At 64.8% G+C, this 13,800-nt stretch carries 11 protein-coding genes; 4 read left to right on the forward strand and 7 right to left on the reverse strand.

Annotation, left to right across the window (positions count from 1 at the left end):
- Positions 1-154 precede the first annotated feature (154 nt).
- The 4 genes from purH to htpX form a co-directional block, all read right to left on the reverse strand.
- Complete coding sequence (gene purH, locus EJ074_RS17650; RefSeq protein WP_095804780.1) at positions 155-1,771, reverse strand: bifunctional phosphoribosylaminoimidazolecarboxamide formyltransferase/IMP cyclohydrolase; 1,617 nt, start codon at positions 1,769-1,771, stop codon at positions 155-157.
- Between the two features lie 189 nt (positions 1,772-1,960).
- On the reverse strand, positions 1,961-3,685 hold the full coding sequence (locus EJ074_RS17655; protein WP_095804779.1) for a heparinase II/III family protein: 1,725 nt from the start codon (positions 3,683-3,685) through the stop codon (positions 1,961-1,963).
- A gap of 150 nt (positions 3,686-3,835) precedes the next feature.
- A complete protein-coding gene (locus tag EJ074_RS17660; RefSeq protein ID WP_245420290.1) occupies positions 3,836-5,212 on the reverse strand; it encodes an RsmB/NOP family class I SAM-dependent RNA methyltransferase in 1,377 nt (458 codons plus the stop codon).
- Positions 5,209-6,240 carry a zinc metalloprotease HtpX gene (htpX, locus tag EJ074_RS17665; RefSeq protein ID WP_095804777.1) on the reverse strand — a complete coding sequence of 344 codons (1,032 nt, stop codon included), beginning with the start codon at positions 6,238-6,240 and terminating at the stop codon, positions 5,209-5,211. The genes EJ074_RS17660 and htpX overlap by 4 nt, the downstream gene beginning before the upstream one ends.
- Before the next feature lie 105 nt (positions 6,241-6,345).
- Here htpX and EJ074_RS17670 point away from each other — a divergent pair, with 105 nt between their 5' ends.
- Positions 6,346-6,567, forward strand: coding sequence for a DUF1674 domain-containing protein (locus EJ074_RS17670; protein ID WP_095804776.1), 222 nt, complete (start codon positions 6,346-6,348; stop codon positions 6,565-6,567).
- 7 nt (positions 6,568-6,574) lie between these two features.
- Here the strand turns inward: EJ074_RS17670 and EJ074_RS17675 are convergent, their stop codons facing one another.
- Positions 6,575-7,240, reverse strand: coding sequence for an HAD-IA family hydrolase (locus EJ074_RS17675; RefSeq protein WP_095804775.1), 666 nt, complete (start codon positions 7,238-7,240; stop codon positions 6,575-6,577).
- Between the two features lie 186 nt (positions 7,241-7,426).
- Here EJ074_RS17675 and EJ074_RS17680 point away from each other — a divergent pair, with 186 nt between their 5' ends.
- Both EJ074_RS17680 and EJ074_RS17685 read left to right on the forward strand, forming a co-directional pair.
- Complete coding sequence (locus EJ074_RS17680; RefSeq protein WP_095804774.1) at positions 7,427-8,296, forward strand: transglutaminase family protein; 870 nt, start codon at positions 7,427-7,429, stop codon at positions 8,294-8,296.
- 368 nt (positions 8,297-8,664) lie between these two features.
- Complete coding sequence (locus EJ074_RS17685) at positions 8,665-10,026, forward strand: pilus assembly protein (RefSeq protein ID WP_165349957.1); 1,362 nt, start codon at positions 8,665-8,667, stop codon at positions 10,024-10,026.
- A gap of 347 nt (positions 10,027-10,373) precedes the next feature.
- On the opposite strand, the gene EJ074_RS17690 is transcribed toward EJ074_RS17685, so the two are convergent.
- Positions 10,374-11,117 (reverse strand): MOSC domain-containing protein, encoded by a 744-nt coding sequence (locus tag EJ074_RS17690; protein WP_095804773.1) that lies wholly within the window; start codon positions 11,115-11,117, stop codon positions 10,374-10,376.
- A complete protein-coding gene (gene acs / locus EJ074_RS17695) occupies positions 11,114-13,072 on the reverse strand; it encodes an acetate--CoA ligase (RefSeq protein ID WP_095804961.1) in 1,959 nt (652 codons plus the stop codon). Before acs ends, EJ074_RS17690 begins: the two co-directional genes overlap by 4 nt.
- Before the next feature lie 308 nt (positions 13,073-13,380).
- On the opposite strand from acs, the gene EJ074_RS17700 reads away from it, so the two are divergent.
- The gene (locus tag EJ074_RS17700) at positions 13,381-13,653 is read left to right on the forward strand and encodes an usg protein (RefSeq protein ID WP_095804772.1); all 273 of its coding nucleotides are present in this window, start codon (positions 13,381-13,383) and stop codon (positions 13,651-13,653) included.
- The last annotated feature ends 147 nt before the right edge of the window (positions 13,654-13,800 follow it).

The following is a 13,800-nucleotide window of genomic DNA, read 5'->3' on the forward strand; positions in this document are numbered from 1 at the left end:
GACGCTTCGATAATTCTACTCCGCTGGCCGCCTGCCGCGGTTTTCTGCGCTTCCGGTGCTCACGGACTCAACCTCCGCTCCGCTCCGGTTCTCGAAAACCACATCAGTCGACTCAGCGGAGCGAATTCTCGAACATCTCTGCGCCCAGCAGCACTCAATGCCTGAAGTGGCGGACTCCGGTGAAGACCATGGCGATGCCGTGCTCGTCGGCGGCGGCGATCACGTCCTCGTCGCGCATCGAGCCGCCGGGCTGGATCACCGCCGTGGCGCCGGCCTCGATCGCCGACAGCAGGCCATCGGCAAAGGGGAAGAATGCGTCGGAGGCGACGACCGAGCCCTTGGTCAGCGGTTCGGCAACGCCCGCTGCTTCGGCCGCGTCGAGCGCCTTGCGGGCGGCGATGCGAGAGGAATCGACGCGGCTCATCTGGCCGGCGCCGATGCCGACGGTGGCGCCGTCCTTGACATAGACGATGGCATTCGACTTGACGTGCTTGGCGACGCGGAAGGCGAATTTGAGATCGGTCATCTCGGCCGGCGTCGGCGCGCGCTTCGTCACCACCTTGAGCTCGAGATCATCGACCACCGCGTTGTCGCGGCCCTGCACCAGCAAGCCGCCGGCGACGGACTTCACCACCGTGCCGGCGGCGCGCGGATCCGGTAGGCCGCCGGTGACGAGAAGGCGCAGGTTTTTCTTCGCCGCGACGATCGCGGCGGCTTCATCGGTCGCGCCAGGCGCGATGATGACCTCGGTGAAGGTCTTCACGATCTCTTCCGCCGCTTCGGCATCGAGCGTGCGGTTCATTGCGACGATGCCGCCGAAGGCCGAGACCGGATCGCAGGCCAATGCTTTGGCGTAGGCGGCTTTGAGCGTTTCACCCTCGGCCACGCCACAGGGATTGGCGTGCTTGATGATGGCGATCGCCGCCGCGCGGGCGGGATCGAACTCGCCGACCAGCTCGAAGGCGGCATCGGTGTCGTTGATGTTGTTGTAGGAAAGCTGCTTGCCCTGCAACTGCCTGGCGGTGGCCACGCCCGGGCGCTTGTCGCCCGAAAGATAGAAGCCGGCGTCCTGGTGCGGGTTCTCGCCATAGCGCATGACCTGGTCGAGATGACCGCCGAAAGCGCGCCATGTCGGATGCTCGATCTCCAGCGCCTCGGCAAACCAGCCGGAGATCGCCGCGTCATAGGTCGCGGTGCGGGCAAAGGCCTTGGCCGCCAGCTTCTTGCGGAAATCGAGCGACAGCGAGCCGAAGTTCATCTCCAGCGCATTGACCACCGATGCGTAGTCGGCAGGATCGGTGACGATCGCGACATAGGCATGGTTCTTGGCCGAGGCGCGGATCATTGCCGGGCCGCCGATGTCGATGTTCTCGACGATCGACGCGTAGCCGGCGCCGGAGCGGCGGACCTCCTGGAAAGGGTAAAGGTTGGAGACGACAAGGTCGATCGGTTCGATGCGGTGATCGTGCATCGCCTTGGCATGGTCGGGGTCGTCGCGCACGCCGAGGAGCGCGCCGTGCACCGACGGATGCAAGGTCTTGACGCGGCCGTCCATGATTTCCGGGAAGCCGGTCAGTTCCGAAACATCGCGAACCGCCAAGCCCGCCTCGGCGATCGCTTTCGCCGTGCCGCCGGTGGAGACCAGCTCGACGCCGGCCGCGGCGAGCGCCCTGGCGAAATCGACCAGGCCGGTCTTGTCGAAGACGGAAAGCAGCGCACGGCGGACCGGAACGAGATCGGGCGCGGGAATGTTCTTGGCGGGGACTGCCATGGGCTGGCGGCCTTTCACAGCTGATTGGAGTGTTCGCGGGCCCTAGCATATGAGGCCTGGAAATCAAACCGCACGGACATAAAGCGCGTCGTTCTGAGAGGGATGCAGGCGACGCGCTGTAAGTTTCGTTTGGATGCCTGCCGCTGTGTCCGAACCGCTGCACACTTCTGAGCGACATGGATTGGGCGATCAGTTGTTTTCCAGTCGGCCGGCGATGTCCGTGCGCGTCAGCTGCCAGTGGACCTCGGCGATCTCCGAAGCCTTGAAGGCAAGCACGATCTGCCGGCTGCGACGCGGCCCGCCGAGGCCGGCGAAATAGATCGATTCCTCGATCTGCGGGAGAACCTCGGCGCAGGTGAACGTCCAGCTATCGCCCTGGGCGGCTGCCAGCGTCAGCCTGTCATGCTCGTCCTGCAGCAAGCTGATGTCGGGATGGATGTGAAAACGCACGGTGACGAAATCGCGGCCATTGTCGCGAAGCGCGCCGCCGCCGGGCCGCTGGAAACGGTCGCGGCCGGCCAGCAGGTTGCCGTTGTCCGTCAGCGTCAGCTCGCGCTCATGCAGGAGGCCGAAGCGCGCGGCATAGCCGTCGTGGCGGGCGACGAAGCCATGCACGCCTTTCTGGTCGATGCGCGTGCAGGGCACGTGCTGCGGGCCGCCGATCAGCGGCGAGCCGAGCAGGTCGCTGACCCGCAGCGAATGGCTGAAGCGCGCCGACGACGTGTCGTTGATGGTGGCGGTAGAGTGCGCGGCGGTGGCGCGGGCGAGCGGCCGGAACTCGGCGTCGCCGTAGGTGTCTATGCCGGCGTTGACGATGAAATGCTGGCGGCCGGAAGAAAGCTCGAAAGCGAGGCACCCGGCATGCGCGGCATTGGAGACGTCGACGGGAGGCGGCGGGCCGGTGTCGGCGATCACCGTCACGCCGCCCATGGACAGCCGCTCATAGCCGGAATGCGGGGCGTGCAGCAGCGGCGAGCCCACCGTGTCGTCATGGCGCAGGATGGTGGCGATGCGGTCGTGAATGGTGGCGCCCATGCCGTTGAAACGGGCAAGGCTGCCGTCCTGATGGCGGAAGAAGCGCAGCGCCGGCAGCATCCGGTCGATGGCGTTGATCAAGGCCGGCGGCGGCGTCTCGGCCTGGTTGGCATAGGTCTGGCGCAGCGGCAGAAGGTCCGCCAGCAGCTCCAGCACCGAGATCGGATTGCGCGAGATGTGCCCGCCGTCGGGCAGGATCTGATGGTCGAGCTCCTCGGCAAGGTTGCGCGTCGCGGAACGCAGCGTCGAGGGCGCCGCCGGCAAGGAGAGAGCGGCGAAGGCGAGCGCGATGCGGGCGCGCAGCCTGTCCTTGCCGTCAGGCATCTCGCGCGCCATGGATCGCAGATAGCGGATTTGCATGGCGAGCGATTTGAGGAAGGCGCGGTAGAACGGGAATTCGGCGCCCTGCAGCACGACGGAGGAATGCTGCAGCCAGGCGATCACACGCTTGGCGGTCGTGCCCGGCTCCCAGGCAACGCCGGCTATCTGGTTGGAATGCATGGCGATCCAGTCGGAAACCAGCGCCCGCGCGTTGGCAGCAGCGAGGTCGGTACCGGCGGCGCGCATATGGCGTAGCCAGCGAAAGCCGTGCAGCGACTTCTGCCAGCCGCGATTGGGCACATCGATCTGGAAGGGGGACTTGCCGCCGGTTTCGACCATATGGCCCGACAGCGGATAGCGACCATAGTAGATTTCCAGCGCAATCTGCGGATCCGCCAGTCTCAGATCGGGCGGCGCGATAAGGACGCGCTCGGGCGTGCGGCCGGAATAACGCCAACGATAGATAGGACCGGCACGAAGGCGCCGGCGCGTCTTGCGCCAGAACTCCCTCGCGACAAGCGTCCACAGACGCGTCGTGCTTCCGGCAGCAAGTGCCAAAACCCCTCCTGAATGGTGCTCAGCCCCAAAGCACAAGATTATATGATTCAAGAACTTATGCGAAGGCGGATTTCGCCGAAGTGAACCGCTTCACGCGGCGGGGGCCGGAAAATCCACTAAAAAAGTCGGCAAGTTTGATTGAATGACGACCTAAACGGCTCTTTGCATCCGCGCTGCAAAAAAGCCATCCAGGCCCGAAATTCCGGGCGATTCGAGCGCCAGATCGGCAGGCGTCGTGCGCAGCGTGCCCTCGGATGTGAGGAACGCATCGAGGCCGATGAATTCGCCGGGACGGATCGGGTCAGCGATCACTTCGGCGCTTTCGGAGAGAAAAGCGCGGCAGAGCTCCTCGCCTTCGATCGGATCAAGCGAGCAGTTGGAAAAGACGATCCGCCCGCCGGGTTTGACGAGCGTGACGGCGCGAGCGAGCAGCCTGCGCTGCAGCGCGGCCAGCTTCTCGACATCGGCCACGGTCTTGGTCCACGGCACATCGGGATGACGGCGAATGGTGCCTGTCGATGAGCAGGGCGCATCGAGAAGCACGGCGTCGAACAGCTCCGCCGGCCGGTAGTCGAGCAGGTCGGTCTGGACGAATTCGGCCGACAGGCCGAGGCGCTCGAGATTCTGAGCCAGCCGCGCCAGCCGGTTCTTCGACGTGTCGACGGCGGTGACGTGGGCGCCGGCGAGGATGAGCTGCGCCGTCTTGCCGCCGGGGGCTGCGCAGAGATCGGCGACGCGCTGGCCTGTGACGTCGCCGAACAGGCGCGCGGGAAGGCTTGCGGCCGCGTCCTGCACCCACCATGCGCCCTCGGCGAAACCCGGAAGGTCGGTGACGGCGGCTTTCGGCCTTTCCACCCGCACCGTGCCGGTCGGCAGCACGATGCCGCCCAGCCTCTCGGCCCAGAGCTGTGGGTCGGCCTTGACGGTGAAATCGACCGGCGCCTCATGGCGATGAGCCTCGAGGATCGCCTGCCCCTTCCCGGCGCCATAGGCGGCCGCAAGCCGTCGCACGAACCATTGCGGCGCCTCGCTGGTTGCGGCAAGCGTCGGCGCGAGCTCTGTCTCCTTGGCGCGGGCGAGCGAGCGCAGCACGCCATTGACGAGCGCGGCGAAACGCAGCGTGCGTGGGTCGGACTTGGCGTGGGTGACGGCAAGGTCGACGGCTGCGCTGTCGGGAACGTCGAGGAAAAGAATCTGGGCCGCGGCCACATGCAGAATATGCGCGAGCGCGGTAGCGTTTGGCGGCAGCGGCTTCTCCAGCCGCTTGGCCAAGAGCGCGGCAATGGTCATGCGATGGCGCAAGGCCGTGACCAGGATGGCGCGCACCAGCGCGCGGTCGCGGCTGTCGAGCGCCTTGTATTGCGGATGGCCGTGCTCGTTGTCGGTCAGGCCGTCGAGCGGCGTGCGTGCGTCGACGACGGCGGCGAGCAGGCGCGCGGCCGCCTTGCGCGCGGCAAGGCCGGCGACGGTCTCGTCACCGGCCCTTTGTTGCGGATTGCCTCGAGGTCTGGGTCGCGGCGGCTTCACGACCACGGACCCTTGGGTCCGCTGCTGCGCGGTCCGGTCGGGTTGCGGCCCCACGGATTGGGTCTCGGCCGCACCGGTTCGGCCGGTGCTGCGGGCTCAGTGGGCCGGCCCCAGGGTCCCGCCGGCGGTTCATCGAATTCGGTCGGCGCGGCCGATTCCTGCCGCGCGGCCCGGGGGGCACTGCCCATTTCGCGCGCCATCTGCTGCAGGGCGGCGATGCGGTTCTCGGTGTTCGGATGGGTCGAGAACAGATTGTCCATGCGCTCGCCGTGCAGCGGGTTGATGATGAAGAGATGCGCCATTGCCGGATTGCGTTCGGCATCGGGGTTGGGGATGCGTTCGGCGCCGCGCGCGATCTTGTCAAGCGCCGAGGCCAGCCACAGCGGATTTCCACAGATCTCGGCACCACGCCGGTCGGCTTCATATTCGCGCGTGCGGCTCACCGCCATCTGAACGACCATGGCGGCAAAGGGAGCCACGATCATCGCCACAAGCACGCCGACGAAGCCGAAGGGATTGTTGTTGTCGCGGTTGCCGCCGAAGAAGAAGGCGAAATTGCCGAGCATCGAGATGGCGCCGGCAAGCGTCGCGACGATCGTCATGGTCAGCGTGTCGCGATGCTGCACATGGGCAAGCTCATGCGCCATCACCGCCGCGACCTCCTCATGCGAGAGCCGCTCCAGCAAGCCGGTCGAGGCCGCGACTGCTGCATTCTCCGGGTTGCGGCCGGTGGCGAAGGCGTTGGGCTGCGGGCTGTCGATCAGATAGGTCTTCGGCATCGGCAGGCCGGCCTGCTTGGCCAGCGCCTGAACGATGGCGTAGTATTCGGGCGCATTCCTCTCGTCGACCTCGATGGCGTGGTTCATCGACAGCACCATCTTGTCGGCATTCCAATAGCTGAACAGGTTCATGCCGGCTGCGAGCAGCAGAGCGATCATCATGCCGCCGGTGCCGCCGACGAGAAAGCCGACGCCCATGAACAGCGCGGTCATGGCGGCAAGGAGCATGGCGGTGCGAAGCGTGTTCATCGTCTCATCCGTTTGCCGTCGCGGCGAATTGGGGTCGATCCTTTCGTCGTCATGGCTATATGATGGGAAAGGCCGGCCTTCGTTTCAATCGGCAGGACATATCGAATGACCGACGAATCCAACAAAGCCGAACTCTCCGGTGACGGCGACAAGCCGCATAGTGCGCTGACCCCGCAGGCGCGGCGCGCGTTGGCCGAGGCCGAGGCGAGACGCCAGCAATACCGCGCGGCCGAAGCCCGTCTGCCAAAGGAGATCGGCGGCCGCGGCGGCAATGAGCCCGGTCGCTACGGCGACTGGGAGGTAAAGGGCCTGACCAGCGATTTTTGACGAGAAACTATGCAGCGTCGCGCTGCGGCTCGAGCGCAATCCAGCCATCATCCGCAATCGCGAGGCCGAGCGCGTCGTAGGAAGCGATGCTGGGGTGCTGCGTCTGCATCGGATGGACATGCGCGGCGCTGATCACCATCACCGAGGCGCCGGAAGCTTCACCTGCCGCAATCCCCGCCGGAGCGTCCTCGAAGACCAGGCAGTCATGCGCCTCGACGCCGAGCCGCTCTGCCGCCAAAAGGAAGCAGTCGGGCGCCGGCTTGCCGATAATGACGTCCTCCCCCGAGACCATCATGGCGGGAACCGGAATGCCGGCTGCCTGCATGCGCAGCAACGCCAGTTCTCGAGGCGCCGAGGTGACGATGGCCCAGCGCTCCGGCGGCAACGACTGGAGAAAAGCCACGGCGCCCGGAATTGGCACGATGCCGTCGAGGTCGGCTGTCTCGGCCGCGAGCAGCGCATCGGCCTCCAGGACCGGATCGAGGCCGGGGAGCCCCAGCGCCGCGATCGTCTCCCTCGCACGCCTGCCATGGATCGTCGGCAGGAAGCTCGCCACGTCGAGGCCGTGGCGCTGTGCCCATTGGGACCACACACGTTCGGCCGCCGCGATCGAATTGAGGACCGTGCCGTCCATGTCGAAGAGGAAGGCGGCGAACTTTCTGCCTGCGAACATCGGATACCTTGGAGCTTCGTCTGGAGGGGAGATTGCTTTTCAGGAAGAGCGAAACGCGGGCGCCATCTTAGCCCTGAGGGTGCCGGCTGGAAAGGCTTCGGCGGCCATTTCCATCCGGCGCAGGAACAACCCCTGCGTTGCCGCGTTCCTCACCCGATCTTCGACATCAACGAAAGAAGGGAAGCGATGCTGATCCGGCTCGGCTATGAAATCGCCATCGAGTGTGTTCAGGCCACGCCGATCATCTCGCTTCTCGACATCCACCCCGACCGCCAGTCCGACATCAAGCGACAGACGCGCGTGCTGACCTCGCCCTCGGTCCCGACACGGACCTATCACGACCGCCACGGCAACATCTGCCGCCGCTTCACAGCACCGGCCGGCGGCTTCCGTATCCTCTACGACGCTGCGGTCGAGGACAGCGGCGAGCTAGATGAGGTCAACACGCTGGCGCGCGAAATGCCGGTGGCAGAACTGCCGGACGACGTGCTCGTCTATCTGCTCGGGAGCCGATATTGCGAGACCGACCACCTCAGCAATCTCGCCTGGCAGCTCTTCGGCCATCTGCCGCCTGGCTGGGCGCGGGTGCAGGCGATCGTCGACTACGTCCACAGCCGGCTTTCCTTCGGGTATGGCTATGCCCGCGCCACCCGCACCGCGGCGCAGGCGCATGAAGAGCGGGTCGGTGTCTGCCGCGACTTCGCGCATCTGGCGATCACGCTCTGCCGCTGCATGAACATTCCGGCCCGTTACGTGAACGGCTATCTCGGCGATATCGGCGTGCCGCTCGATCCGGCGCCGATGGATTTCTCGGCCTGGATGGAGGTGTTTCTCGACGGCAAATGGTACGCGTTCGACCCGCGTCACAACCGGCCGCGGATCGGCCGCGTCGTCATCGCACGCGGCCGCGACGCCACCGACGTGCCGCTGCTGCACAGCTTCGGTCCGCACCGGCTCAGCCTGTTCAAGGTGTGGACCTACGAGCAGGAAGGCAATCTGTTCAATCCGCCGCATCACGGCATCGACCGGACGGCGAGCGCCCAGATGCTGGCCTAAGGCGGGTCGCGCCGAGATGGATCCAAGCGAGGCGCCTTCTTGATTTGATGGCGTTGTCCCAGGAGCCCCTGCACGCTTCTGGAGGCTTGATTTCTGAACCGGATCGGCACAGCTCTGCTGTGCCTAATCGGGAAGGGTCTCTGTTCGTCCCGGCCATCGGCAGCCAACATGGTAAGCGCTTCGTGAACGAAGGCGGGCAAACGCATTTTCGTTTACCGGCCGTTCACCCTGCTTTTGTCCAACGTCAAGCAAAAACAACGGCTTGACCAAGCTTCTGCGCCGCCTTGAGGTGCGTCAGCGCGATCCGGCCGAAATCCTGCAATGCATCCGCCAATCGGTTCGGTGCCATGGTTGATGGAGGCGGAAGGGTGCGGCGGTTCGAAGGGCTTGCAGTCGGGGTGAAAGGCTTTGTCAGGGATCGCGGCGGCAACTTTGCCATCCTGTTCGGGGCGGTGGCCTCGGTGCTGGCGCTCGGCGTCGGCTTCGCCGTCAATGTTTCCCAGCTCTACAATGTGCGGTCGAGCCTGCAGGGCGTCGTCGACGCGGCGGTGACCTCGACGGCGCGGGACCTCACCACCGGCGTCATCAAGGAGGCGGATGCCAACGGCTCGGTGCAGGCGTTCCTGGAGGCAAACAGCACCGCGGGCATCCTGCAGGCCAACCAGATCGTGCTGGACAAGCTGACCATCGACAAGATCGAGAAGACCGTGCAGGCGGATGTCCACGCCGATGTCTCGCTGTATTTCCCGCTGTTCAGCGTCGGCGGGATGCAGCGGGTGGCGGCTTCCACCTCGGCCGTCTATTCGGACAAGACGATCGAGGTGGCGATGATGCTCGACGTCACCGGCTCGATGGCCGGGCAGAAGATCAAGGATCTGAAGTCCGCCGCGAGCAACGCGGTCGATGCTTTCCTCAATGGCCAGGATGTAAACAATCCAAGGGTGCGCGTCGCTATCGTGCCTTACGCCAACTCGGTCAATGTCGGTTCGCTTGCCGCCGGCACCGTCTTTGCCGAAACCAAGACCAGCCAGCGCAAGCAGGCGCCGGGCAATGGGGATCCGCAACTGGCATCCGCAGCGGCGCGGCCGGACAATTGCGCTACCGAGCGCAAGGGCCCCTATCAGTATTCGGACGCCGGTCCCGATGTCAGCATGGTCAACCGCGACTATTTCCTGTCGCCCTTCGCCCAGCAGACCGGAACTGCCGCCTGCCCGGCGGCGGCGCTGATGCCGCTGACGGCGGATGCGGCGTCGTTGAAGACGGTCATCAAGGGCTTTGTCGCGTCCGGCGGGACGGCCGGCCATATCGGCGTGCAGTGGGCCTGGTACATGCTGTCGGAGAATTGGGGCGCCGTGATGAAGGCCTCGCAGCGGCCGGCCAAGATCAATCCGAAGAAGGTCGCCAAGGTCGCTATCCTGATGACCGACGGCGAATTCAACCTGTCCTATTTCGACGCCGGCAGCGTCGGGCAGGTCTACGACAATGCCGGCAAGGAGCAGACCCGCACGGCGGCGACGAAGCTTTGTGCCGCCATGCGCGACCAGGGCATCGAGGTCTTCACCATCGGCTTCGATCTCGACGAGAAGAACGCCAAGGCGACGCTGCAGGCCTGCGCCAGCCCGGATACCGGCTCGATCCAGCATTTCTACCAGGCCGACACAGGCGCCGAACTCGACGCCGCCTTCCAGAGCATCGCCCGCAACGTCGATCGCCTGGCGCTGACGCGATGATGGTCGAGAAATAAAGCTGTCCAAAGGAAAAGGCCGCCGCTTCCAACGAAGCAGGCGGCCTTCCGTGTTTCCGTCCATGACGCGGCACATGGCGGCGACCCCTCCGGGTCACCTGCCGCGCTTCTCGCGCCTTAACGGGAAGACTGCTTCCCGGAAGTGCGATCCGCTGAGCTCACGTTCTGGAAAACGAAATCACTCGACATCGGATCCCCTCCTTTCGGTTTGTTGAACACACCCAGATGATGGGGTGCGTCGCAGCAAAAGACAAGGGGCGGCCGAGAGAGCGCGCCGTCGGTTTGGCCAAGCGCGTCGCGCGACCAGCTTTTAAGCCTTTGTTTTCAGATGCATCAGACGAAGCGCATCGGCGCGCCGATCTCGACGCGTGCCGGCCGGTCGACGGTGCAATAGACACCCAAATTGTGGGTGTTGTGACGCACCAGGTTGCGCAGGATGCCGGGATCGGTGTCGAAGCCGTCCTGGGCGATGATGGTGAATCCGCAGCGCCTGCAGGGTTCGGAGACCGTGAGCAGCAGGTCGCCGACGGCCAGCTTGCGGCCAATCCATTCAGTCTCAGGGAAGGAGCCTTCGACCGCGTCCATATCGACGACGATGTTGGGCCGGAATCGGCGCGGGTCGGGCGTGCCCTGCGGATGCAGCGCCTTCAGCCGCGCCAGCGAGGCGGTGGTGAGGAGATGCAGCGGCGCCCGGGTGTAACGCTCCTGCGTCAGCGGGCCGGAATAGTCGGGTGCGTGCTCGCGGAAGTAAGGCCGGATCGAGGCCTCGAAACCCAGGAATTCGGAGACAGCGCGATCGCTTTCGGCGGCGGGAGCAGGCAGCCAGTCGCCGCCAGGCACTGCCACTTCCAGCCTGCGGCCGGCGGTCAGTCGCGAGCGGATCCGCGGCGCCTGGTGCCATCTGGCCTCGCGATCCGGCCTGGCGATCTCGCCGGAAGCATCGACCAGGCCGAACAGCCGGTCGCCATCGACGGTTGCCGTGCCGACCGAGACGGCGTCCAGCGGCTCGCCGGCGAGCGAACTCGCCGGATAGCGCCAGAGCTGGCTTACCGCGCCGAGCGCCGCCTGACTCGTCATACGCCCTTCCGGTTCTGCCTGTTGGCGACGAGGTCGTCCACGACGGCGGGATCGGCCAGCGTCGAGGTGTCGCCCAGCGCGGCGTAATCGTCCTCGGCGATCTTGCGCAGGATGCGGCGCATGATCTTGCCCGAGCGGGTCTTGGGCAGGCCAGGCGCAAACTGGATCTTGTCCGGGGTCGCGATGGCGCCGATCTCCTTGCGGACATGCGAGACGAGTTCCTTGCGCAGGTCCTCGCTCGATGTGGAGCCCGCCATCAGCGTGACGTAGCAGTAGATGCCCTGGCCCTTGATGTCGTGCGGATAGCCGACGACCGCGGCTTCCGAGACCTTGTCGTGGCTGACGAGCGCCGATTCCACTTCCGCCGTACCCATGCGGTGGCCGGACACATTGATGACGTCGTCGACGCGGCCGGTGATCCAGTAGTAGCCGTCGGCGTCGCGGCGGCAGCCGTCACCGGTGAAGTACTTGCCCTTGTAGGTCGAGAAATAGGTCTGCACGAAGCGGTCGTGGTCGCCATAGACGGTGCGCATCTGGCCAGGCCAGGAATCGGCGATGCAGAGATTGCCGTCGGCTGCACCCTCCAGAATCTTGCCTTCGCTGTCGACCAGTTGCGGCTGGACGCCGAAGAAGGGGCGCGTCGCCGAGCCCGCCTTGAGATCGGTGGCGCCCGGCAGCGGCGTGATCAGGATGCCGCCGGTCTCGGTCTGCCACCAGGTATCGACGATCGGCACCTTGCCGTTGCCGACGACGTTGAAATACCACTCCCAGGCTTCCGGATTGATCGGCTCGCCAACCGAGCCCAGCACGCGCAACGACTTGCGCGAGGTCTTCTTCACATGGCTGTCGCCGGCGCCCATCAGCGCGCGCAACGCCGTCGGCGCGGTGTAGAAGATGTTGACCTGATGCTTGTCGATGACGTCCCAGAAGCGCGACTGCGACGGGTAGTTGGGCACGCCCTCGAACATCAGTGTGGTGGCGCCGTTGGCCAAAGGGCCGTAGACGATATAGCTGTGGCCCGTGACCCAGCCGACATCGGCGGTGCACCAGTAGATGTCGCCGTCGTGGTAATCGAAAACATATTGGTGCGTCATCGAGGCATAGACGAGATAGCCGCCGGTGGTGTGCAGCACGCCCTTCGGCTTGCCGGTGGAGCCGGAGGTGTAGAGGATGAACAGCGGATCCTCGGCCTTCATCTTCTCCGGCTTGCAGTCGGCCTTAACGGTCGCGACCTCCTCGTGGTACCAGACGTCGCGGTCCGGCATCCAGCCGGTCTTGCCGCCGGTGCGGCGCACGACCACCACCGTCTCGACCTGAGTGCCGGCTTTCGCGGCGATGTCGATCGCCTTGTCGGTGTTGTCCTTCAGCGGGATCGGCTTGCCGCCGCGCAGGCCCTCGTCGGCGGTGATGACGATGGTCGATTTGCAGTCATCGATGCGCCCGGCCAGAGCATCGGGCGAGAAACCGCCGAAGACGACGGAATGGATGGCGCCGATGCGTGTGCAGGCGAGCATGGCGTAAGCCGCCTCGGGAATCATCGGCATGTAGATGGTGACGCGGTCGCCCTTCTTGACGCCATGCTTCTTCAGCACGTTGGCGAAGCGGCAGACATGGGCGTGGAGCTCGTTGTAGGTGATCTTCTTGTCGTCGTAGGGATTGTCACCTTCCCAGATGATCGCAGTCTGGTTGCCGCGCTTCTTCAGATGCCGGTCGATGCAGTTGTAGGAGACGTTGGTCAGGCCGTCCTCGAACCAACGGATCGAGACCTTGCCGTCGAAGGAGGTGTTCTTCACCTTCGTGAAGGGCTTGAACCAGTCGATGCGCTTGCCGTGCTTGCCCCAGAACTTGTCCGGATTCTTCACGCTTTCGGCATACCACTTCAGATAAGTGTCGTTATCGATCAGCGCGTTCTTCTTCCACGCCGGCTGGACGCGGTGGACATAGACCTCGGACATTTTCTTCGCATTCCTCCCGAACCAATCCACCGGCTTGGATTGCCGGCGGCATCGCGGCGACGCGCCCGCGAATTTCGCGCGCATTATTAACAGTTCCGCCGTGACGGCAATATTAGACGTTGGATTCGCGCGGCGGGATGACGCAGGGGCAGGTCCGACCGCTGTCAGCACTCTCGGCGCGTCGCTGCTAACTTTATGTTTTCGTAGGAAAAACCAGACTCGGTTAATTAGAAATCAATGGACATTTAAGCAACTGAGCGCACAATCGCGCGTTGGGAGGAAAGGAGATCGACCTTTTAGGGGCTGCAATGCGAGACCATTCCGAACTGGACTTGATGCTCAGGGGTTACGGGCTGACGACGGCCAAGATTCTCTATCACTTCCCCGATCACCCACATCTGCTGCAGAGCTATATCTGGCAGGACTACGACATCGCACCGACCTTTCCGGTGCTGATCCGTTTCATCGAATTCTGGAAGACGAAACTCGATGGGCCGCTGCACTCGGTCACCTACACGCACCACCAGCTGATCGCGCCGAACGAGTGGCGGAAGGTGGACGGGGAATTCTTGCTGCACTGAGACGCCGCAGAGATTCTCTGGACGTCGAAAGTTTGGAGGAGACGCCCATCACTTCGTCATCCACGGCGGAGCAAGGAGCGAAGCGACGCGGCGCAGACCCGAGGATCCATTCCGTGACTTCGAAGCGTTGCGGCGATCCAGAATTCT

This window comes from Mesorhizobium sp. M3A.F.Ca.ET.080.04.2.1 (assembly GCF_003952525.1).
Taxonomy (GTDB): Bacteria; Pseudomonadota; Alphaproteobacteria; order Rhizobiales; family Rhizobiaceae; genus Mesorhizobium.

What these genes read in the sequence shown, in the direction of transcription:
- htpX (WP_095804777.1), bottom strand. Translation starts at nt 6,240, where the DNA reads ATGAACACGCTTCGCACCGCCATGCTCCTTGCCGCCATGACCGCGCTG.
- EJ074_RS17675 (WP_095804775.1), bottom strand. Translation starts at nt 7,240, where the DNA reads ATGTTCGCAGGCAGAAAGTTCGCCGCCTTCCTCTTCGACATGGACGGC.
- EJ074_RS17690 (WP_095804773.1), bottom strand. Translation starts at nt 11,117, where the DNA reads ATGACGAGTCAGGCGGCGCTCGGCGCGGTAAGCCAGCTCTGGCGCTAT.
- purH (WP_095804780.1), bottom strand. Translation starts at nt 1,771, where the DNA reads ATGGCAGTCCCCGCCAAGAACATTCCCGCGCCCGATCTCGTTCCGGTC.
- acs (WP_095804961.1), bottom strand. Translation starts at nt 13,072, where the DNA reads ATGTCCGAGGTCTATGTCCACCGCGTCCAGCCGGCGTGGAAGAAGAAC.
- EJ074_RS17700 (WP_095804772.1), top strand. Translation starts at nt 13,381, where the DNA reads ATGCGAGACCATTCCGAACTGGACTTGATGCTCAGGGGTTACGGGCTG.
- EJ074_RS17670 (WP_095804776.1), top strand. Translation starts at nt 6,346, where the DNA reads ATGACCGACGAATCCAACAAAGCCGAACTCTCCGGTGACGGCGACAAG.
- EJ074_RS17680 (WP_095804774.1), top strand. Translation starts at nt 7,427, where the DNA reads ATGCTGATCCGGCTCGGCTATGAAATCGCCATCGAGTGTGTTCAGGCC.